The sequence below is a fragment of the Azotobacter beijerinckii genome (assembly GCF_900110885.1).
Classification (GTDB): Bacteria; Pseudomonadota; Gammaproteobacteria; order Pseudomonadales; family Pseudomonadaceae; genus Azotobacter; species Azotobacter beijerinckii.
On the sequence record NZ_FOFJ01000066.1, the window covers coordinates 1 to 18,231 of the forward strand.

Annotated in this window: 18 protein-coding genes; 8 read left to right on the forward strand and 10 right to left on the reverse strand. The window is 69.6% G+C overall.

Features of this window, described 5'->3' with window-relative positions:
* The 3 genes from BMY22_RS19670 to gudD form a co-directional block, all read left to right on the forward strand.
* Window positions 1-728: 5-dehydro-4-deoxyglucarate dehydratase (locus BMY22_RS19670; RefSeq protein WP_090624876.1), on the forward strand; the 728-nt coding region annotated here is incomplete at its 5' end.
* Between the two features lie 79 nt (window positions 729-807).
* Window positions 808-2,163, forward strand: a complete 1,356-nt coding sequence (locus BMY22_RS19675; protein WP_425265984.1) for an MFS transporter — start codon at window positions 808-810, stop codon at window positions 2,161-2,163.
* Between the two features lie 84 nt (window positions 2,164-2,247).
* Entirely contained in the window at window positions 2,248-3,600 is a 1,353-nt protein-coding gene (gene gudD / locus BMY22_RS19680; protein WP_090624878.1) for a glucarate dehydratase, read from the forward strand.
* A gap of 121 nt (window positions 3,601-3,721) precedes the next feature.
* Here the strand turns inward: gudD and mdoH are convergent, their stop codons facing one another.
* A complete protein-coding gene (gene mdoH, locus BMY22_RS19685) occupies window positions 3,722-6,310 on the reverse strand; it encodes a glucans biosynthesis glucosyltransferase MdoH (protein WP_090624880.1) in 2,589 nt (862 codons plus the stop codon).
* Window positions 6,297-7,850 (reverse strand): glucan biosynthesis protein G, encoded by a 1,554-nt coding sequence (locus BMY22_RS19690; RefSeq protein WP_090624881.1) that lies wholly within the window; start codon window positions 7,848-7,850, stop codon window positions 6,297-6,299. Before BMY22_RS19690 ends, mdoH begins: the two co-directional genes overlap by 14 nt.
* 358 nt (window positions 7,851-8,208) lie before the next feature.
* Here BMY22_RS19690 and BMY22_RS19695 point away from each other — a divergent pair, with 358 nt between their 5' ends.
* Entirely contained in the window at window positions 8,209-8,664 is a 456-nt protein-coding gene (locus BMY22_RS19695) for a UPF0158 family protein (protein ID WP_090624883.1), read from the forward strand.
* On the opposite strand, the gene dtd is transcribed toward BMY22_RS19695, so the two are convergent.
* Complete coding sequence (gene dtd, locus BMY22_RS19700; protein ID WP_090624884.1) at window positions 8,627-9,064, reverse strand: D-aminoacyl-tRNA deacylase; 438 nt, start codon at window positions 9,062-9,064, stop codon at window positions 8,627-8,629. The two genes, BMY22_RS19695 and dtd, sit on opposite strands and share 38 nt — an antisense overlap.
* The gene (gene pip, locus BMY22_RS19705) at window positions 9,064-10,029 is read right to left on the reverse strand and encodes a prolyl aminopeptidase (RefSeq protein WP_090624886.1); all 966 of its coding nucleotides are present in this window, start codon (window positions 10,027-10,029) and stop codon (window positions 9,064-9,066) included. The genes dtd and pip overlap by 1 nt, the downstream gene beginning before the upstream one ends.
* A 249-nt stretch (window positions 10,030-10,278) precedes the next feature.
* Here pip and BMY22_RS19710 point away from each other — a divergent pair, with 249 nt between their 5' ends.
* The 3 genes from BMY22_RS19710 (at window position 10,279) to BMY22_RS19720 (ending at window position 12,461) form a co-directional block, all read left to right on the forward strand.
* Window positions 10,279-10,887: a DUF2238 domain-containing protein gene (locus BMY22_RS19710; protein WP_090624888.1), complete on the forward strand. Its 609-nt coding sequence runs from the start codon at window positions 10,279-10,281 to the stop codon at window positions 10,885-10,887.
* Window positions 10,888-10,986: 99 nt separating this feature from the next.
* Entirely contained in the window at window positions 10,987-11,976 is a 990-nt protein-coding gene (locus tag BMY22_RS19715; protein WP_090624890.1) for a ketopantoate reductase family protein, read from the forward strand.
* 35 nt (window positions 11,977-12,011) lie between these two features.
* Window positions 12,012-12,461: a thioesterase family protein gene (locus BMY22_RS19720; RefSeq protein ID WP_208599347.1), complete on the forward strand. Its 450-nt coding sequence runs from the start codon at window positions 12,012-12,014 to the stop codon at window positions 12,459-12,461.
* Here BMY22_RS19720 and BMY22_RS19725 read toward each other — a convergent pair.
* The 5 genes from BMY22_RS19725 to BMY22_RS19745 form a co-directional block, all read right to left on the reverse strand.
* A complete protein-coding gene (locus BMY22_RS19725) occupies window positions 12,445-12,789 on the reverse strand; it encodes a cupin domain-containing protein (RefSeq protein ID WP_090624892.1) in 345 nt (114 codons plus the stop codon). The two genes, BMY22_RS19720 and BMY22_RS19725, sit on opposite strands and share 17 nt — an antisense overlap.
* Window positions 12,790-12,830: 41 nt before the next feature.
* Window positions 12,831-13,361 (reverse strand): lipocalin family protein, encoded by a 531-nt coding sequence (locus BMY22_RS19730; RefSeq protein ID WP_175559746.1) that lies wholly within the window; start codon window positions 13,359-13,361, stop codon window positions 12,831-12,833.
* Window positions 13,362-13,381: 20 nt separating this feature from the next.
* A complete protein-coding gene (gene bamE / locus BMY22_RS19735) occupies window positions 13,382-13,636 on the reverse strand; it encodes an outer membrane protein assembly factor BamE domain-containing protein (RefSeq protein WP_090624896.1) in 255 nt (84 codons plus the stop codon).
* 142 nt (window positions 13,637-13,778) lie between these two features.
* Window positions 13,779-14,792 (reverse strand): class 1 fructose-bisphosphatase, encoded by a 1,014-nt coding sequence (locus BMY22_RS19740; RefSeq protein ID WP_090624898.1) that lies wholly within the window; start codon window positions 14,790-14,792, stop codon window positions 13,779-13,781.
* A gap of 124 nt (window positions 14,793-14,916) precedes the next feature.
* On the reverse strand, window positions 14,917-17,364 hold the full coding sequence (locus BMY22_RS19745; protein ID WP_090624900.1) for a glycogen/starch/alpha-glucan phosphorylase: 2,448 nt from the start codon (window positions 17,362-17,364) through the stop codon (window positions 14,917-14,919).
* A gap of 160 nt (window positions 17,365-17,524) precedes the next feature.
* Between BMY22_RS19745 and BMY22_RS19750 the strand changes: the two genes are divergently transcribed.
* Entirely contained in the window at window positions 17,525-17,929 is a 405-nt protein-coding gene (locus BMY22_RS19750) for a YkgJ family cysteine cluster protein (RefSeq protein ID WP_090624902.1), read from the forward strand.
* A gap of 22 nt (window positions 17,930-17,951) precedes the next feature.
* On the opposite strand, the gene BMY22_RS19755 is transcribed toward BMY22_RS19750, so the two are convergent.
* Window positions 17,952-18,231, reverse strand: a 280-nt coding sequence (locus BMY22_RS19755; RefSeq protein ID WP_143068558.1) for an ISAs1 family transposase, incomplete at its 5' end; no start/stop codon positions are given.

Sequence of the window (18,231 nt, forward strand, 5' to 3'; positions counted from 1 at the left end):
TCAACGAGTACCCGCAGATCATCAAGACCGCGGTGGACACCTGTGCCGGCAGCGTGCCGATCCTCGCCGGCGTCGGCGGCCCGACCCGCCAGGCCATCCACATGGCCCAGGAAGCCGAGCGCCTGGGCGCCAAAGGCCTGCTGATCCTCCCGCACTACCTGACCGAAGCCAGCCAGGAAGGCGTCACCGCCCACGTCGAGGCGATCTGCAAGTCGGTGAAGATCGGCGTGGTGGTCTACAACCGCAACGTCTGCCGGCTGACCCCGAGCCTGCTGGAACAGCTCGCCGAGCGCTGCCCGAACCTGATCGGCTACAAGGACGGCCTGGGCGACATCGAGCTGATGGTCTCGGTGCGCCGCCGTCTGGGCGAGCGCTTCACCTATCTGGGCGGCCTGCCGACCGCCGAAGTCTTCGCCGCGGCCTACAAGGCCCTCGGCGTACCGGTGTATTCCTCGGCGGTGTTCAACTTCATCCCGCGCACCGCGATGGAGTTCTACAAGGCGATCGCCGCCGACGACCACGAGACCGTCGGCAAGATCATCGACGACTTCTTCCTGCCGCTCCTGGAGATCCGCAACCGCCGCGCCGGTTACGCGGTAAGCATGGTCAAGGCCGGGGCGAAGATCGTCGGCCACGACGCCGGTCCGGTGCGCGCGCCGCTGACCGACCTGCTGCCCGACGAGTACGAGCGCCTCGCCGCGCTGATCCGCAAGCTCGGTCCGCAGTGATGTTGCCGCCCGGCTGCCCTCCGGCAGGCCGGGCCCCCGGCTCACCCCCAAATAAAAATAACCAGTGGGAGACTCACCCGTGAACCATGCATCTAATGCCGGCGCCGGCCCCGCCGCCGATCCGACGCTGCAGTCGGCGGTCGACAAGGTCAAGCGCCATGTGCTGCCGCTGTTCGTCATCATGTTCATCGTCAACTACATCGACCGGGTGAACATCGGCTTCGTCCGCTCCCAGATGGAAACCGACCTGGGCATCGGCGCAGCGGCCTTCGGCTTCGGCGCCGGCCTGTTCTTCATCGGCTACGCCCTCTTCGAAGTGCCCTCCAACCTGCTCCTGCAGAAGGTCGGCGCCCGCGCCTGGCTGACCCGCATCATGCTGACCTGGGGCCTGGTCGCCACGGCGATGGCCTTCATCCAGAACGAAACCCACTTCTACATCCTGCGCTTCCTGCTCGGGATCGCCGAAGCGGGCTTCTTCCCCGGGGTGATCTACTACTTCACCCGCTGGCTGCCGGGGGCCGAACGCGGCAAGGCCATCGCCATCTTCCTCAGCGGCTCGGCGATCGCCTCGCTGATCTCCGGCCCGCTGTCCGGTGCCCTGCTGCAGATCCAAGGGCTCGGCTGGCACGGCTGGCAGTGGATGTTCTTCATCGAGGGCATGGCTTCGGTGCTGCTCTGCGGCTTCGTCTGGTTCTGGCTGGACTCCAGGCCGCACGACGCCAAGTGGCTGGAACGTGCCGAGCAGGATGCCCTGGTCGCAGCCATCGACGAGGAACAGCGCGCCCGCGAAGCGGCGACCACGGTCAAGCCGTCGCTCGGGGCGCTGCTCAAGGACCACCAGATAGTCCTGTTCTGCGTGATCTACTTCTGCATCCAGCTGACCATCTATGCCGCCACCTTCTGGCTGCCCACCATCATCAAGCGGATGGGCGAGCTGAACAGCGTCGAGGTCGGCCTCTTCAACTCGATTCCCTGGCTGATCTCGATCATCGGCATGTACGCCTTCGCCCGGCTGGCCGCCAAGTGGAAGTTCCAGCAGGCCTGGGTCGCCGCGGCCCTGCTGATCGCCGCCCTGGGGATGTTCGTCTCCACCACCGGCGGGCCGATCTTCGCCTTCGTCGCCGTGTGCTTCGCGGCCATCGGCTTCAAGTCGGCGTCCTCACTGTTCTGGCCGATTCCCCAAGCCTATCTGGACGCGCGCATCGCCGCCGGCGTGATCGCCCTGATCAACTCGGTGGGCAACCTCGGCGGCTTCGTCGCGCCGACCACCTTCGGCCTGCTCGAACAGCACACCGGCTCGATCCAGGGCGGCCTCTACGCCCTGGCCGCGACCTCGGTGCTGGCGGCCATCGTGGTGTTCTTCGCCCGCACCAAGGCCGGCGACCAGGAAGCGCCGGGCCTGCCCGGCCCAACGCTTAGCCAACCCCACTCCTGAAACCGAGCTCCGCCCCGCCGCCCGCTCCCGCGCGCGGCGAGGGACGGAGCACAACGTCCCCTGCAACCCTTACAGGAATCCACCATGAGCACTCCGCTTTCCCAAGCAACCAGCCAGGCTCCCGTCATCACTGAGCTGCAGGTCATCCCGGTGGCCGGCCACGACTCCATGCTGCTCAACCTGAGCGGCGCCCACGGCCCCTACTTCACCCGCAACATCGTCCTCCTCAAGGACAGCGCCGGCCACACCGGGGTCGGCGAAGTCCCCGGCGGCGAAGGCATCCGCCAGACCCTGGAAGACGCCCGCGCACTGCTGATCGGCCAGCCGATCGGCCAGTACCAGAAGCTCCTCAACCAGGTACGCCAGGCCTTCGCCGGGCGCGATGCCGGCGGCCGCGGCCTGCAGACCTTCGACCTGCGCATCGCCATCCACGCGGTGACCGCCCTGGAGGCAGCGCTGCTCGACCTGCTCGGCCAGTTCCTCGAGGTGCCGGTGGCGGCCCTGCTCGGCGAGGGCCAGCAGCGCGACGAGGTGGAGATGCTCGGCTATCTGTTCTACGTCGGCGACCGCCAGAAGACCGACCTGCCCTACCACAGCGAGCCCGAGGCCGCCGACGACTGGTTCCGCGTCCGCCACGAGAAGGCCCTGACCCCGGAGGCGGTGGTCCGCCTGGCCGAGGCGGCGCAGGCGCGCTACGGCTTCCAGGACTTCAAGCTCAAGGGCGGCGTGCTGCGCGGCGAGGAGGAGATCGAGGCGGTCACCGCGCTGGCCGAGCGCTTCCCCGAGGCGCGCGTGACCCTCGATCCCAACGGCGGCTGGCTGCTCAAGGACGCCATCCGCCTGTGCCGCGACATGCACGGCGTGCTGGCCTACGCCGAGGACCCGTGCGGCGCCGAGGACGGCTACTCCGGCCGCGAGGTGATGGCCGAGTTCCGCCGCGCCACCGGGCTGCCCACCGCGACCAACATGGTCGCCACCGACTGGCGGCAGATGGGCCACGCCATCCAGCTGCAGTCGGTGGACATCCCGCTGGCCGACCCGCACTTCTGGACCATGCAGGGCTCGGTGCGGGTGGCGCAGCTGTGCCACGAGTGGGGCCTGACCTGGGGCTCGCACTCGAACAACCACTTCGACATCTCGCTAGCCATGTTCACCCACGTCGCCGCCGCGGCGCCGGGCAAGATCACCGCCATCGACACCCACTGGATCTGGCAGGACGGCCAGCGCCTGACCCGCGAGCCGCTGCAGATCGTCGGCGGCAAGGTCAAGGTGCCGCAGAAGCCGGGCCTGGGCGTGGAAATCGACATGGACCAGTTGAACAAGGCCCACGAGCTGTACAAGGGCATGGGCCTCGGCGCACGCGACGACTCCGTCGCCATGCAGTACCTGATCCCCGGCTGGACCTTCGACAACAAGAAGCCCTGCCTGGTGCGCTGATCCGGCCAGGGCCGCCGCGGCGGCCCGAGCCTTCAGCCGCCGCCCCCGCGGGGCGACCCTCCAGCCAACCGCACCCGGCGCCAGCGCCCGGTGCGGTTTTTTCATGCTGGCCGGCTGTGGCCTAGCCGGCCAGCCGCACCCCGTCGACCGCCGGCTTCGCCTCGCCGAGCGCAGCCGGGAGCCGTCCGCCGCTCCGGTAGAGGCCGCCCAGCGAGCGCCGCCAGGGCGCCAGCCAACTCTCCCAGCCCTCCTCCCACAACCGCAGGTGCAGGCGCGCCAGTGCCACCGGATCGCCGAGCAGGGCCAGCCGGGTCTCGCCGTCGAGCCGCTCCGGCCCCGCGGCCAGTGCATGCTCGACGCGCTCCTCGCGCAGCCGCTCGATCGCCGCCGAGCGGCCGTGGCGCGCCGTGGCCATCGCGCAGGCCAGCGCGTTGCCCAGCGGATCGACCACCGCCCGGACGAAGGCGCCGCCCTGCGCGCGCCGGCGATTCTCCCGGGTGTAGCGCTCGGTGGCGCACAACTCGGCCGGGGTCTCGTGCTCCTCGGGGATCAGGAACAGTTTCCGCTCGCGCAGGAAGCGGCCCAGGCCGACCCGGCTGGAAATCACCGACACCGGGATGGACAGCGTCAGGGCGCCGATGATCGGCGCCAGCCAGCCGAGGAAGCGCGGGTCCAGCCAGCCCACCAGCAGCGCCCAGGCGAGCCCGAGCAGGGTCTGGCTGCCGTGCCGGCGCAGCGCCTCGCCCCAGGAGGTGGAGCCGTCATCGCGGCGCGGCGACTTCCACTGCACCGAACGGCCGAGGAAGGCGCCGATCACGAAGCAGCTGTGGAAGAACATCCGCACCGGCGCCAGCAGCATCGAGCAGACCATCTCCAGCAGCAGGCTCAGGGTCACCCGCAGCGCCCCGCCATAAGCCCCGGCGCCCTTGACCCAGACCAGCACCAGGCTGAGCAGCTTGGGCAGCACCAGCATGGTCAGGGTGCTGTAGAAGAGCAGCATGGCCTCCTGGGGATACCAGGGGGTCCAGATCGGGAAGACGCCCGAGTCTCCGCCGAGCGCCTGCGGCGTCAGCAACTGGTGCGCCGTCATCAGCGCGGTGGAGAGCAGCAGGAAGGCGAACCACAGCGGCGCCGACAGGTAGGACATCACCCCGGTGAGGAACACCGCGCGGTGCACCGGATGCATGCCCCGGACCAGGAACAGACGGAAGTTCATCAGGTTGCCGTGGCACCAGCGGCGGTCGCGCTTGAGTTCGTCGAGCAGGTTCGGCGGCAGCTCCTCGTAGCTGCCCGGCAGGTCGTAGGCGACCCACACGCCCCAGCCGGCGCGGCGCATCAGCGCGGCCTCGACGAAGTCGTGGGAGAGGATCGCCCCGGCGAACACCCCACGTCCCGGCAGCGGCGCCAGCGCGCAGTGCTCGATGAACGGCGCCATGCGGATGATCGCGTTGTGCCCCCAGTAGTGCGACTCGCCGAGCTGCCAGAAGTGCATGCCGGCGGTCAGCAGCGGGCCATAGACGCGGGTAGCGAACTGCTGCATACGCGCATAGAGGGTGTCGCGGCCCGAGGCCTTGGGTGCGGTCTGGATGATCCCGGCCTCGGGATTGGCCTCCATCAGCCGCACCAGGGTGGTCAGGCAGTCGCCGCTCATCACGCTGTCGGCGTCCATCACCACCATGTAGCGGTACTGGCTGCCCCAGCGTCGGCAAAAGTCGTCGATGTTGCCGCTCTTGCGCTTCACCCGGCGGCGGCGCCGGCGGTAGAAGATCCGCCCGAAGCCGCCGGTCTCGCGACACAGCTCGAGCCAGGCCTGCTGCTCGGCGGCGGCGATGTCCGCCGAACCGCTGTCGCTGAGGATGAAGAGGTCGAAGCGCTCCAGCTCGCCGCTGGCGGCCAGCGACTCGTAGGTCGCCCGCAGCCCGGCGAAGGCCCGCGCCACGTCCTCGTTGCAGATCGGCATGACGATCGCCGTGCGCGCCTCGGCGGGAATCGGCGCCGTGCCCAGGCCGGCCGCGGAGACATGCTGGCGGTCGCGCCCGCGCAAGAGTTCCCAGAAGCCCATCACCGCCGTCCAGAAGCCGGCGGAGACCCAGCCGAAGAGCAGCGCGAAGAGCGTGAGCACGCTGCCCTCGAGCAGATAGGGCAGCGCCGTGCCCAGGCTGTGCCAGGGGCTGTTCGGGGGGCCCCCGGCGAACGCGGCGGAGGACCAGTCGCAGCACGGCAGGATGTCCATCATGTACCAGGTGGCCAGGGCGGTCGGACCGAACATCAGCAGCATCAGGACCAGCCGGCGCAGCGAGGCGAGCTGCTGCCAGCTCGCCGGCGGCCGCTCGCGCGGCGGCGCGGGCGGGCAGCCGCGGCCGGTGAGCCGGCGCCAGGCGCGCAGCAGCAGGTTGCTGCCCCAGGGCTCGGGAATCACCCGGGTGCGGCGGATCGGCGGCGCGGCCGCCAGGCAGGCACGGCCGGCGGCATCCGCGTCGAGCGCTCCGGCCGCCGCCAGTGCGTCGCCGTAGCCTCCAGCCAGGCGCCGGGCGGCCGAGGCCAGGGCGGCATCGTCGAGCGCTGCCGGGGCATCCCCGCCCAGCCGGCGGTGCAGTTCGGCAAGCGAGCCGGCATCGGCCAGGCGCTCGCGCTCGGCCTTGGCCAGCGGCAGATGCCGCAGGTACTCGTCCAGCGGAGTCTGGAGGGAGGTCGGATTATTCTTTGGCATGCAACTGGTAGCTCCAGATTTCGGTCAGGCGTCGGTCGCCCTTGACCAGTGCGGCGTACATCTCCACCGGCCGCTGCGGGTCCTTGATCTTCAGACGCAGGGTAAGGCGCCAGCCCCGGATGGCCGGGTGGTAGCGCAGGCTGTTCTCCAGCAGCTCGCCGTTGTGGTCGACGTTGACCTGGCTGACGAGCGGCGTATCCGGCGCCAGCGCCTGCAGCGCCGGCCCCTCGAAGTCCACCAGCAGGAGGGTGCTGCCGTCGGCCTGGCGGACCAGGTTGCGCTGCTTCAGCTCGCCCAGCGCGCTCAGGGTCTGCCTGACCCACGCGGACTCCTTCGGGTGCAGCGCCGCCTCGTTCTGGGTCCAGTGCAGGCGATAGGCGAAATCCAGCGGCTGGCCGGGCGCGGGCAGGGTCCGCGGCCGCCAGAAGGCGACGATATTGTCGTTGGTCTCGTCCGCGGTGGGAATCTCCACCAGCTCCACGCTGCCCTGGCCCCACGGGCCCAGCGGCTCGACCCAGGCGCTCGGGCGCAGGTCGTAGCGGTCGTCCAGGTCTTCGTAGTCGGAGAACTCGCGACCGCGCTGCAGCAAGCCGAAGCCCCGGGGATTCTCCAGGCTGTAGGGGGTCACCGACACCCACTTCGGGTTCTGCAGCGGGCGCCAGATCCAGTCGCCATTGCCGTCATGGATCAGCAGACCGCTGGAGTCGTGGATCTGCGGACGGAAGTTGACCTGCGGCGACGGCTGGTTGTCGCCGAACAGGAACATGCTGGTCAGCGGCGCCAGGCCCAGCCGGCCGACCGGCCCGCGCAGGTAGAGCCGAGCCTGGATGTCCATCCGGCTGTCCCGGCCGGGGTGCAGGACGATGCGATAGGCGCCGGTGGCGCGCGGCGAGTCGAGCAGGGCGAAGATCGTCAGGTGGCGGTCCTGCGGCCCGGGGCGCTCGATCCAGAACTCGCGAAAGCGCGGGAACTCCTCGCGGGAAGGCAGCGCGGTGTCGATCGCCAGGCCGCGGGCGGAGAGGCCGAACACCTGGCCCTGGCCGACCACCCGGAAGTAGCTGGCGCCGAGGAAGGTGGCGACCTCGTCCTGCTTGTCCGCCCGGTTGACCGGGTAGAGCACGCGGAAGCCGGCGTAGCCGAGCTTCTCGACCGCCTTGGGATCGACGCGCAGGGTGCCGAAATCGAAGCGCGAGGGGTCGTAGCCGATTTCCCGGGGGTTGCCGGCGACCAGCTCGTTGATCCGCACCGGCGTGGCGAAGTGCATGCCCTGGTGGTGGAAACCCAGCTTGAAGCGGGTCTTCTCGTCGGCCCAGTAGGCCTTCTCGGCACGGAAGCGGATCTGCTGGTGGTCGGCGAAGGTCATGTTGGCGAACTCGGCCGGCAGGTTGCTGACCGGCGCGACGTAAGGCTCGCGAGCCAGGCTCTTCGCCCGCTCGGCCACCTCGTCGAAGCCAAAGCCCCAGGCCGGGGCGACGCCCAGCGCCAGGAGGGTTGAGCCGACCAGCAGCAGGCCGCGGCATGAAGCGATTATCGACGTCATTGCGCAAGGCTCGGACATGGCTGAAAAAGGGGGGAAAAGAGTCGGCAGCCGGCAACTCTAACCTATTGAAAACAATGGGGAAAATCAAAGCCTTCGGACAACGGGGAAGGATCGGTGGTTTTTCCTTTTAATTCATGCGTTTAGATATTTTAACCAAATCCTTCAACAGGCCGTCAGACCGACGAGCGGTACTCCGCCGAAATGCTCGGCGCGGATCGCGACGACGGCGGGAAGCGACGGCGAAGCCAGCGGCCCGGCCACCGCTTCCCGCCCTGCGCCGGGCCGCCCGTCGGGGCTTGCCGCGCCCCTCCCGGCAACCGTTAAGCTGAGGCATCGTCCCCCTCAGCCGGAGATCGCCATGCTTCCCCTGACCATCGACCTGCAGCGACTGGAAAATGCCCTGGAAGGCGACGAAGCCGTCGATCACTACCTGGACCTGGACACCGGCGAGATCCTCGCGGTCGGCCCGCAGGCGCCGGTTCCGGGCAGCGCCGAGAAGTACGACGTGCAGCCCGAGCGCTACCTGCCCATCGACCCCCTGGCCGGCGCGCAGAGCCTGGCGATGCGCGAGGACTTCCTCTACACCCAGCCGGACCCGCATGCCCACCCGCTGCTCAGCCGCGCCCTGAGCGGGCGCCGGCCGCTGCGCACCTTCGACTACGGACTGGAACACTTCCCGCGGCTGCGCGAGGCTTGGCACGCCTACCGGCAGCGGCGGCTGCGCGAATACGCCCTGGAGTGGCTGGAGGACAACGGCCTGGAGCCGGCAGGCGAACTCAGGTCTCGAGCAGGAAGGTCACCGGCCCGTCGTTGACCAGCTCGACCTGCATGTGGGCGCCGAAGCGTCCGGCGGCGACCTGCGGGTGGCGCTCGCGGGCCAGCGCCAGCAGCGCCTCGAAGAGCGCCTGGCCGTGGGCCGGCGGGGCGGCGCTGGAGAAGCTCGGGCGCAGGCCGCTCTTGGTATCGGCGGCGAGGGTGAACTGCGAAACCAGCAGCAGGCCGCCGCCGACCTGGGCGAGGGAGAGGTTCATGCGCCCCTCGGCGTCGGCGAACACCCGGTAGTTGAGCAGCCGCTGCAGCATCCGCTCGACGCTCTCCGGGCCGTCCTGCGGCTCGATGCCGACCAGCGCCAGCAGGCCCTGGCCGATCGCGCCGACCTCCTCGCCCGCGACCGTCACCCGGGCCATGGCGACGCGCTGGATCAGCACCTTCATCAGGCCTCCTCGGGCGGCACGCCAAGCAGACGCTGGACAAGGTCGTCGGCGGCGCGCACCAGGGCGTCGACGATGCCCGGCTCGCCGGCCGCGTGCCCGGCATCGCGGACGATCTGCAGCTCGCTGTTCGGCCAGGCGCGGTGCAACGCCCAGGCGTTGTCCAGCGGGCACACCGCGTCGTAGCGGCCATGCACGATCACGCCCGGCAGGTGGGCGATCTTCGGCATGTCGCGCAGCAGCTGGCCGGGCGCCAGGAAGGCGTCGTTGACGAAGTAGTGGCACTCGATGCGGGCGATGGCCAGGGCATGCTCGTGGAAGCGCTCGACCACATTCGGGTTCGGCCGCAGGGTCGCGGTGCGCCCCTCCCAGACCGACCAGGCCCGGGCCGCCTGCATCTGGGCGATCTCGTCGGCCCCGGTGAGGCGCTTGTAGTAGGCCTGCATCAGCTCGCCGCGCTCCGCCGCCGGGATCGGCGCCAGATAGTCCTGCCAGTAGTCAGGGAACAGCCGGCTGGCCCCCTCCTGGTAGAACCACTGGAAGTCCTGCGGGCGGCACAGGAAGATCCCGCGCAGGATCAGCGCATGCACCCGCGCCGGATGGGTCTGGGCGTAGGCCAGCGCCAGGGTCGAGCCCCAGGAACCGCCGAACAGCACCCACTGCTCGATGCCCAGGTGCTCGCGGATGCGCTCCAGGTCCGCCACCAGATCCCAGGTGGTGTTGTTCTCCAGACTCGCGTAGGGCGTCGAGCGGCCGCAGCCGCGCTGGTCGAAGGTGACGATGCGGTACAGGGTCGGATCGAAGAAGCGCCGGCTCATGCCGTCGCAGCCCGAGCCCGGACCGCCGTGGATGAACACCACCGGCAGGCCGTCCGGCGTGCCGCTCTCGTCCACGTACAGCTCGTGGGGATGGTCCACCGCCAGCCGGTGGCGGGCGTAGGGTTTGATCTCTGGATACAAGGTTTGCATGCTCTGCTCCAAGGCTGAACAGGACCATCCGTCCCGGGGTAGCCGGCATCATATCCCCGAAAGGGGCCACGGGGATGCGCCGGGTTCGCCGAAATTTCCCGGCGACCGCCAGGCCTTTTGCAGAACGCCGTGCCCCTGCCTAAGGTTGATCCCAGGCGTCGCTGCGACGGCCGCCCGGGGAAACCGGCCGTGCACATCGCCCGGTCCGGCAGCCGCGAGGCGCCGCCCGCCCGCCGCCGGAGAGCGCCGATGAACGCCGCACCGCGCCAGCTGTCCCTGATCACCGGCCTGCTCGCCCTGGTCTGGCTGTGGGCGGCCATCGAGCCGCTGAGCCGTTCCGATTGGCTCTTGGAGAACCTGCTGGTGTTCTTCTTCGTCGCCCTGCTGCTGGCGACCCACCGGCGCTTCGCCTTTTCCCTCGGCGCCTACCGGCTGTTCGCCCTGTTCCTCGCCCTGCACCTTTACGGCTCCCACTACACCTACGCGGAAACGCCGCTGGGCGACTGGCTGCGCGACAGCCTGGGGCTCGCCCGCAACCCCTACGACCGGCTGGTGCACTTCGCCTTCGGCCTGCTGCTGACCTGCCCGCTGCGCGAGTTGCTGGCGCGCCGCGCCGGCCTGCGCGGGTTCTGGCTGGACGGCCTCGCCCTGTGCGTGGCGATGGCCATGAGCGCCTTTTACGAACAACTGGAAATGCTCGCGGCGCTGATCGTCAGCCCGGACCTGGGCACCGCCTTCCTCGGTACCCAGGGCGACGAATGGGACGCCCAGAAGGACGCCGGACTGGCCATGCTCGGGGCGCTCGGGGCGCTGGGACTGCGCCGGCTGTTCGGGCCGCGCCAGGGCGTGGCGGCCTGAAACGCCGGGCTTTCCCCCCGACGCCGGCTCCGGCTACGCTTGAGACAAGACCGACTGCTGACGTTGCGCCATGCAGCGCCGTCGCCACAGGAGGGGAACATGGACGCTTCTTTCCCGCGCATCGGCATCGCCGGCGCCGGCGCCATCGGCTGCACGCTGGCCGCGCGCCTGGCGGGCAGCGGCCGGGCCGTCAACCTGCTGGCCCGCGGCGCCAGCCTGGAGGCGCTGCGCCGCGACGGCGTGCGTCTGACCGACCGGCAGGGCGAGCACTGCGCCGCGGTGAATGCCAGCGACCGCGGTGCGGTGCTCGGCGAGCAGGATCTGCTGTTTCTCTGCACCAAGGCCCACGACCTGCCCGCGCTGCTGCCAGCCATCGAACCGATGCTCGGCGCCGACACCCTGGTGGTGCCGGTGCTCAACGGCGTGCCCTGGTGGTACTTCCTGGGCGAGGGCGGGCGCTTCGCCGGGCAGTCCGTCGAGGCGGTCGATCCCGGCGGACGGCTCGCCGCGCGCCTGGCCCCGCCGCACCTGATCGGCTGCGTGGCGTTCGTCACCGCCGAGTCCCCGGCGCCCGGCGTGGCGGTTTCCGCCAACCCGCTGCGGATGGTCTGCGGCGAGCCGGACAACCGCCCGAGCGAACGCCTGGAGCGCCTCTGCGCGCTGCTCGCCGAAGCCGGCATCGAGGCCCGCGCCAGCGAGCGGATCCGCGACGCGCTGTGGACCAAGCTGATCGCCAACCTCACCTCCAACCCGCTGTCGGTGATCAGCGGCGCCACCCTGGACGAAGTCTATAGCAGCCCCGACCTGCACGAGCTGGTCTGCGATCTGCTGCACGAGGGGCTGCTGGTCGCCGCCGCCTACGGCGCACGGGTCGAACTCGACCCGCCGGGCTTTCTCGAGCGCGGCGCGGCCATGGGCGCGGTGCGCACCTCGATGCTGCAGGACCACGAACGCGGCCGCCCGCTGGAGCTGGCAGCGATCGGCGACGCGGTGCTCGAACTGGCCGCCAAACTGGACATTGCGCTGCCGCGCAGCCGCGAGATCGTCGCCCTGGCGCGCTTCTGCAACCGCCGGGGCCGCCCCCGCTAGACACGAATACCCATCCACCGACCCGAGAACCCTCCATGGCCCGACTGCACCTGGAATTTCCCGCCCACTGCCTCTGCTACCGCACCGAGATGAGCGTGCGCAACAGCGACATCAACGGCGCCCGCCACCTGGGCAACGACGCGCTGGTCTCGATGCTCTCCGAGGCGCGCTCGCGCTTCCTGTACGCCCACGGCATCGACGACAGCGGCGCCGAGACCAGCGGCCCCGGGATCATCGTCACCGACCTCGCCACCCTCTACAAAGCCGAGGCCCATGCCCGCGACCGGCTGCGCTTCGAGGTCGGCCTGGCGGACTTCAACAAGTACGGCGGCGACATCGTGTTCCGCGTCAGCCGACCGGCCGACGGCGCCCTGATCGCCCTGGCCAAGTACGGCTTCGTGTTCTTCGACTACGAGGCCGGCAAGGTGGTGCCGATCCCCGCGGCCTTCGCCGCGCGCTTCCCGGAAGTCAACCGGCTGCCGTAACGCCCGGCACGTGCACCGCCAGCCAGACCGTCGGGCCGGCCGGATCGGTGGCCTCGACGCGGTGGCGCTCGCCGGCCGGAATCAGCAGGTGATCGCCCACCGCCAAGGCGATGGGCTTCGGCTCGCTCTCCAGACGCAGCAGCGCGCTGCCGGCCAGAAGCAGCACCCACTCGTCCCAGTCCTGGTCGTACCAGAAGCCCGGCGGACTGGCCTGCCCCTGGGAAACGATACGCTCCACCCGGCAACCGGGCAGGTTGAGCAGGTCGTCGAAGCACTCGCCCGCGGCAGCGTCGGGCAGCGGCTGGAAGAGGTTGTGGCGGGACGGCATGGAGGCTCCTTGCGGCGGTAGGGATCGCGGCCGGAGGGCGGTCAGTCCGCCGGCCGCCAGATCAGCAGCCCGAGGTCGTAGCCCTGCTCGCGGGCCAGTTTCAGCAGGCGCTCGCGGTCCTGCGGGGCGATCGTCGTGTCGCGGGAGAGTATCCACAGGAACTCGCGGTCGGGGCTGCCGACCAGGGCGAGCCGGTAGTCCGGGTCGACGTAGAGCACCCAGTAGTCGCCCCCGGCCAGGACCGGAAAACCGTAGCCGAAGACATTGTGGAAGCGTACCCGGAGCTGGTCGGTGCGGCCCCGCTGCAGCGGCCGGGCGATGCCGCTGGCCTCCAGCCATTCGCCTTCGGCGGTGCGACAGCGGTTGCGCACGGCGAGTTGGTCGGGCGCCAGCAGGCGGTAGTGCGCCTCGGCCCGGACGCAGCGGCGCTGGAAGGACGCCGGCAGACGCGCCAGCTCGTACCAGGTGCCCTGGTAGCGCGCGAGGTCCAGCGCGCCAGCCGTGGCCGGCGGCTCCCGTCCCCAGTAGGCGCAGCCGCCGAGCAGCAGGCCAAGAGCGGCCAGGCCGAGCATACGCCACGGCCCGGCCGCTTTCACCGCAGGCCCTGCCCGGAGAACAGCAGCACCTTGTCGCCGCCGTACTGCACGCTGATGAAGGTCCGCTGGTCGCCCCAGGTGCAGCTGGAGAAGCCGAAGGCCCCGGAACACTCGGTCGGCTTGCCGAGCAGTTGCTCGACTTCGGGCCGGGTCATGCCGGGCTTGAGCTTGGAATAGTTCTCCTGGTTGAGCGGGTCGCTGCAGGCGGCCAGCAGGAGACAGAGGGACAGCAGGGCGAAACGGCGCGACATCGAGGGAATCCTGGCAAGGGAAAGCGACAAGCCTGACACGGCAGCGCCCCCGGCCGGCGCCGGAGGCTCGCGAAGGGGGAGCGGACGTGCGGAAAAGGCCGAGCCGGGCACCCTCGGAGCGCCCGGGCGACGGCAGCGGGCGTCAGTCCTGAAGATGATAGCGGGTGATGCGCTCGACCTCTTCCTTCGAACCGAGGAACACCGCCACCCGCTGGTGCAGGGATTCGGGCTGGAGGTCGAGGATCCGCTGGGTGCCGTTGGTCGCCGCGCCGCCGGCCTGCTCGATGATGAAGGACATCGGGTTGGCCTCGTACATCAGGCGCAGCTTGCCGGGCTTGCCCGGCTCGCGGGCGTCGCGCGGGTACATGAAGATGCCGCCGCGGGTGAGGATGCGGTGCACGTCGGCGACCATCGAGGCGATCCAGCGCATGTTGTAGTTCTTGTCCAGCGGGCCGCTCTTGCCGGCCAGCAGTTCGTCCACGTAGCGCTGGACCGGCGGCTCCCAGTGGCGCTGGTTGGACATGTTGATGGCGAACTCGGCGGTGGTTTCCGGTACGTGCAGGTTGTCGTGGGTGAGCACGAAGCTGCCCAGCTCGCGGTCCAGGGTGAAGCCCTTGACGCCGTTGCCGAGGGTCAGCATGAGCATGGTCTGCGGGCCGTAGATCGCGTAGCCGGCGGCCACCTGCTTGGTGCCCGGCTGGAGGAAGGCCTGCTCGTTGAGGCTGTCGTTCTGGCTCAGGTACTCGTCCGGGCAACGCAGCACCGAGAAGATGGTGCCGACCGAGACGTTGACGTCGATGTTGCTGGAGCCGTCCAGGGGGTCGAAGACCAGCAGGTAGGCGCCCTTCGGGTACTTGCCGGGAATCTGGTAGGCGGTGTCCATCTCCTCGGAGGCCATGCCGGCCAGGTGGCCACCCCACTCGTTGGCCTCCAGGAGGATCTCGTTGGACATCACGTCGAGCTTCTTCTGCACCTCGCCCTGCACGTTCTCGGTGCCCATGCTGCCGAGCACGCCGCCCAGCGCACCCTTGGATACCGCATGGCTGATTTCCTTGCAGGCACGCGCCACCACCTCGATGAGGAAGCGCAGGTCGGCCGGGGTGTTGTGGCAACGGGTCTGCTCGATCAGGTAGCGACTCAGGGTTACGCGGGACATGGAAAGGGCTCCGGGGGTGGAAAGTTCGCGCATCTTAGCGCGACTAGGTGGGCGACGCCTCCCTCTGACCGGGACGACCGTCGCAGGTTCAGCGCTTCGCCCGAGGGCGCTGCGACCGACTGACTCACTCCGGCAGCCGCCAGATCTCGCGGGCGTATTCGCGGATGGTGCGGTCGGAGGAGAACCAGCCGGTCCGCGCGGTGTTCAGCACCGCCGAGTGCCACCAGTGCTGCGGCGTGCGCCAGCGCGCCTCGACCTCGCGCTGGGCCTGCCAGTAGGCCTCGAAGTCGGCGCAGACCATGAAGTTGTCGTGGTGCAGCAGGCCGTCGACCAGCCCGGCGTAGCGCCCCGGATCGTCCGGCGAGAAGACCCCGCTGCGGATCGCCGTGAGCACCTCGGAGAGCCGCGGCGAGGCGGCCACCACGGCCGCCCCGCCGACCTCGCCGGAGCGCCGGCGCGCGTCCACCTGCTGCGCGCCGAGGCCGAAGATGAACATGTGCTCGGCGCCGATCCGCTCGCACATCTCCACGTTGGCGCCGTCCATCGTGCCGATGGTCAGCGCGCCGTTGAGGGCGAACTTCATGTTGCTGGTCCCGGAGGCCTCCATGCCGGCGGTGGAGATCTGCTCGGAAAGATCCGCCGCCGGGATGATGACCTCCGCCAGGCTGACGTTGTAGTTGGGCAGGAAGACCACCTTGAGACGGCCGCGTACCGTGGGATCGCCGTTCACCGTGCGGGCGATGTCGTTGGCCAGCTTGATGATCAGCTTGGCCTGGTGATAGCTGGCCGCCGCCTTGCCGGCGAGGATCTTCACCCGCGGCGCCCAGTCCACCCCCGGCTCGTCGCGGATCGCCTGGTAGAGCGCCACGCAGTGCAGCAGGTTGAGCAACTGGCGCTTGTACTCGTGGATGCGCTTGACCTGCACGTCGAACAGCGCCTCGGGATCGAGGACGACGCCCAGGCGTTCGCGCACCAGCGCGGCGAGGACTTCCTTGTTGTGCCGGCGCTGGGCGTGGAAGTGCTGGTGGAAGGCGCTCTGCCCGGCCTGCGCCTCGAGCCCGCCGAGCAGGTGCTCCGGGTCGTCGAGCAGCCCCTCGCCGAGCGCGCCGACCAGCAGCGCGGTGAGCCGCGGGTTGCACTGGTAGAGCCAGCGACGGAAGGTGATGCCGTTGGTCTTGTTGCTGATCCGGTCGGGATACAGGCGGTGCAGCTGGGCGAACACGGTCTTGCGCATCAGCTCGGTGTGCAGCGCCGAGACGCCGTTGACGCTGTGCGAGCCGAGAAACGCCAGGTTGCCCATGCGCACCCGCCGGCCGTGCTCCTCCTCAATCAGCGAAACCGCCCGCAGCAGGTCGAAATCGTGCAGGCCCTGGGCGCGCAACTGGTCGATGTGCTGGGCGTTGATCAGGTAGATGATCTGCATGTGGCGCGGCAGCAGGCGCTCCATCAGCGCCACCGGCCAGCTTTCCAGGGCCTCGGGCAGCAGCGTGTGGTTGGTGTAGGAAAGGGTCGCCACGGTCAGCGCCCAGGCCTTGTCCCAGTCCAGGCCGTGGACGTCGACCAACAGGCGCATCAGCTCGGCCACGGCGATCGACGGATGGGTGTCGTTGAGCTGGATGGCCACGTATTCCGGCAGGTCGAGCAGGCCGCTGCGCTGCTTGAGGTGCCGGCGCAGCAGGTCCTGCAGCGAGGCGGAGACGAAGAAGTACTCCTGGCGCAGGCGCAGCTCCTGGCCGGCGGCGGTGTCGTCCGCCGGGTAGAGCACCCGGGAAATGCTCTCGGCATGTACCGACTCGGCCACCGCGCCGAGGTGGTCGCCGGCGTTGAAGCGCTCCAGGTGCAGGTCGGTCTCGGCTCGCCCGCGCCACAGGCGCAAAGTGTTCACGCTGTGCCGGCGCCAGCCGACGATCGGCGTGTCGTAGGCGATCGCGCGCATCTCCTCGCCCGGCTGCCAGACATGGCACGGCCGGCCCTCCTCCCCTTCCCGGCAGACCACGCTGCCGCCGAAGCAGATCCGGTAGCTGACCTCCGGGCGCTCGAACTCCCAGGGATTGCCGAACTCCAGCCAGGTCTCGGTCTGTTCCTGTTGCCAGCCGTCGACGATGGCCTGGCGGAACAGCCCGTAGTCGTAGCGGATGCCGTAGCCGTAGGCGGGGATGCCGAGGGTCGCCATGCTTTCCATGAAGCAGGCCGCCAGCCGGCCGAGGCCGCCGTTGCCCAGCGCCGCGTCCGGTTCGAGCGTGCGGATCTGCTCCAGATCGACGCCCAGTTCGTCCAGCGCGGCGCGGGCGACCTCGAGCAGGCCGAGGTTGCTCAGGCAGGCCTGGAGGAGGCGTCCGACCAGAAACTCCAGCGACAGGTAGTAGACCCGCTTGCGGTTCTCGCGATAGGTGCGGTCGGCATGATCCATCCAGGTTTCCACCAGATGATCGCGGGCGGCCAGGGCGACGGCCTCGAACCAGTCGTGGCCGACGGCGTGTTCGGGGTCCTTGCCTATCGCGTATTTCAGCTTGTCGACGATCCGCGCGCGAAACGCGGCGACCTCTTCGGGAACGGGCGACATCTCGGACATGAGGCAACCTCGCGGGATGCAGTGACGGAAGAGGGGTTCGCCCGGCAACGGCGCTCGCCCTTCGATCAAGCATGCACAAAGCGAGCGAAGCCGCCAGGCGGATGCGCCGGCCGGCGGATTTGCCGCTATCATCGCGCCCCCTTGCCGATGCCCCGAACCGATGAAAAAGCCGCCGATCCTCGCCGCCGCCGAACCCGACCGCCTGGAAACCTGGGTCAAATACCGCCAGAGCCTGTGCCGCGACTGCCACTCCACCTGCTGCACCCTGCCGGTGGAGGTGCGCCTCACCGACCTGATCCGCATGGGCCTGGCGGACGCCTTCGAGCAGGACGAACCGGCCAAGCAGATCGCCCGGCGACTGATGAAGGCCGGCGTCGTCGAGCACTTCAACCACAAGCACGAACTCTTCACCCTCGCCCGCCACAGCAACGGCGACTGCCTCTACCTCGACGCGCGCACGCGCCTGTGCACCCTCTACGAGCAGCGCCCGGACACCTGCCGCAACCACCCGCAGATCGGCCCGCGCCCGGGCTACTGCGCCTGGCGACCGAAGCAGCCGGGCTGAGTGCAGGCCCAGGGCAATCGCGCTATGAGGCATCCGGGCCAAACAGCAGTTGGGTTCGGTACTGCGCATTGGTGCAAGCCCGCATGCGCCGCCTGCCAATGCTCAGTTGACTGCTGTCGTTCTGTCGTATCAGGTTCAGTGCCGCACGGCGTATCACGGCCAGGTTGCTGGCCGAGTGGTCCTTGCGACTGCGATTGGCATCCTCGCGAAACTGCACATCCAACACCCAGTGCTGGCTGTTCTCAATGGCCCAGTGGTCGCGCACCACGCCGGCAAAGCGTTCCAGGTCGCCGATCGAGCTC

Excerpts from the sequence above, each read along its gene's own strand:
- BMY22_RS19725 (WP_090624892.1), bottom strand. The coding sequence starts at position 12,789 with ATGCCGTCCCGCCACAACCTCTTCCAGCCGCTGCCCGACGCTGCCGCG.
- gudD (WP_090624878.1), top strand. The coding sequence starts at position 2,248 with ATGAGCACTCCGCTTTCCCAAGCAACCAGCCAGGCTCCCGTCATCACT.
- mdoH (WP_090624880.1), bottom strand. The coding sequence starts at position 6,310 with ATGCCAAAGAATAATCCGACCTCCCTCCAGACTCCGCTGGACGAGTAC.
- BMY22_RS19710 (WP_090624888.1), top strand. The coding sequence starts at position 10,279 with ATGAACGCCGCACCGCGCCAGCTGTCCCTGATCACCGGCCTGCTCGCC.
- BMY22_RS19740 (WP_090624898.1), bottom strand. The coding sequence starts at position 14,792 with ATGTCCCGCGTAACCCTGAGTCGCTACCTGATCGAGCAGACCCGTTGC.
- BMY22_RS19750 (WP_090624902.1), top strand. The coding sequence starts at position 17,525 with ATGAAAAAGCCGCCGATCCTCGCCGCCGCCGAACCCGACCGCCTGGAA.
- BMY22_RS19690 (WP_090624881.1), bottom strand. The coding sequence starts at position 7,850 with ATGACGTCGATAATCGCTTCATGCCGCGGCCTGCTGCTGGTCGGCTCA.
- BMY22_RS19745 (WP_090624900.1), bottom strand. The coding sequence starts at position 17,364 with ATGTCCGAGATGTCGCCCGTTCCCGAAGAGGTCGCCGCGTTTCGCGCG.
- pip (WP_090624886.1), bottom strand. The coding sequence starts at position 10,029 with ATGCAAACCTTGTATCCAGAGATCAAACCCTACGCCCGCCACCGGCTG.
- BMY22_RS19720 (WP_208599347.1), top strand. The coding sequence starts at position 12,012 with ATGGCCCGACTGCACCTGGAATTTCCCGCCCACTGCCTCTGCTACCGC.
- dtd (WP_090624884.1), bottom strand. The coding sequence starts at position 9,064 with ATGAAGGTGCTGATCCAGCGCGTCGCCATGGCCCGGGTGACGGTCGCG.
- bamE (WP_090624896.1), bottom strand. The coding sequence starts at position 13,636 with ATGTCGCGCCGTTTCGCCCTGCTGTCCCTCTGTCTCCTGCTGGCCGCC.
- BMY22_RS19695 (WP_090624883.1), top strand. The coding sequence starts at position 8,209 with ATGCTTCCCCTGACCATCGACCTGCAGCGACTGGAAAATGCCCTGGAA.
- BMY22_RS19730 (WP_175559746.1), bottom strand. The coding sequence starts at position 13,361 with ATGCTCGGCCTGGCCGCTCTTGGCCTGCTGCTCGGCGGCTGCGCCTAC.
- BMY22_RS19715 (WP_090624890.1), top strand. The coding sequence starts at position 10,987 with ATGGACGCTTCTTTCCCGCGCATCGGCATCGCCGGCGCCGGCGCCATC.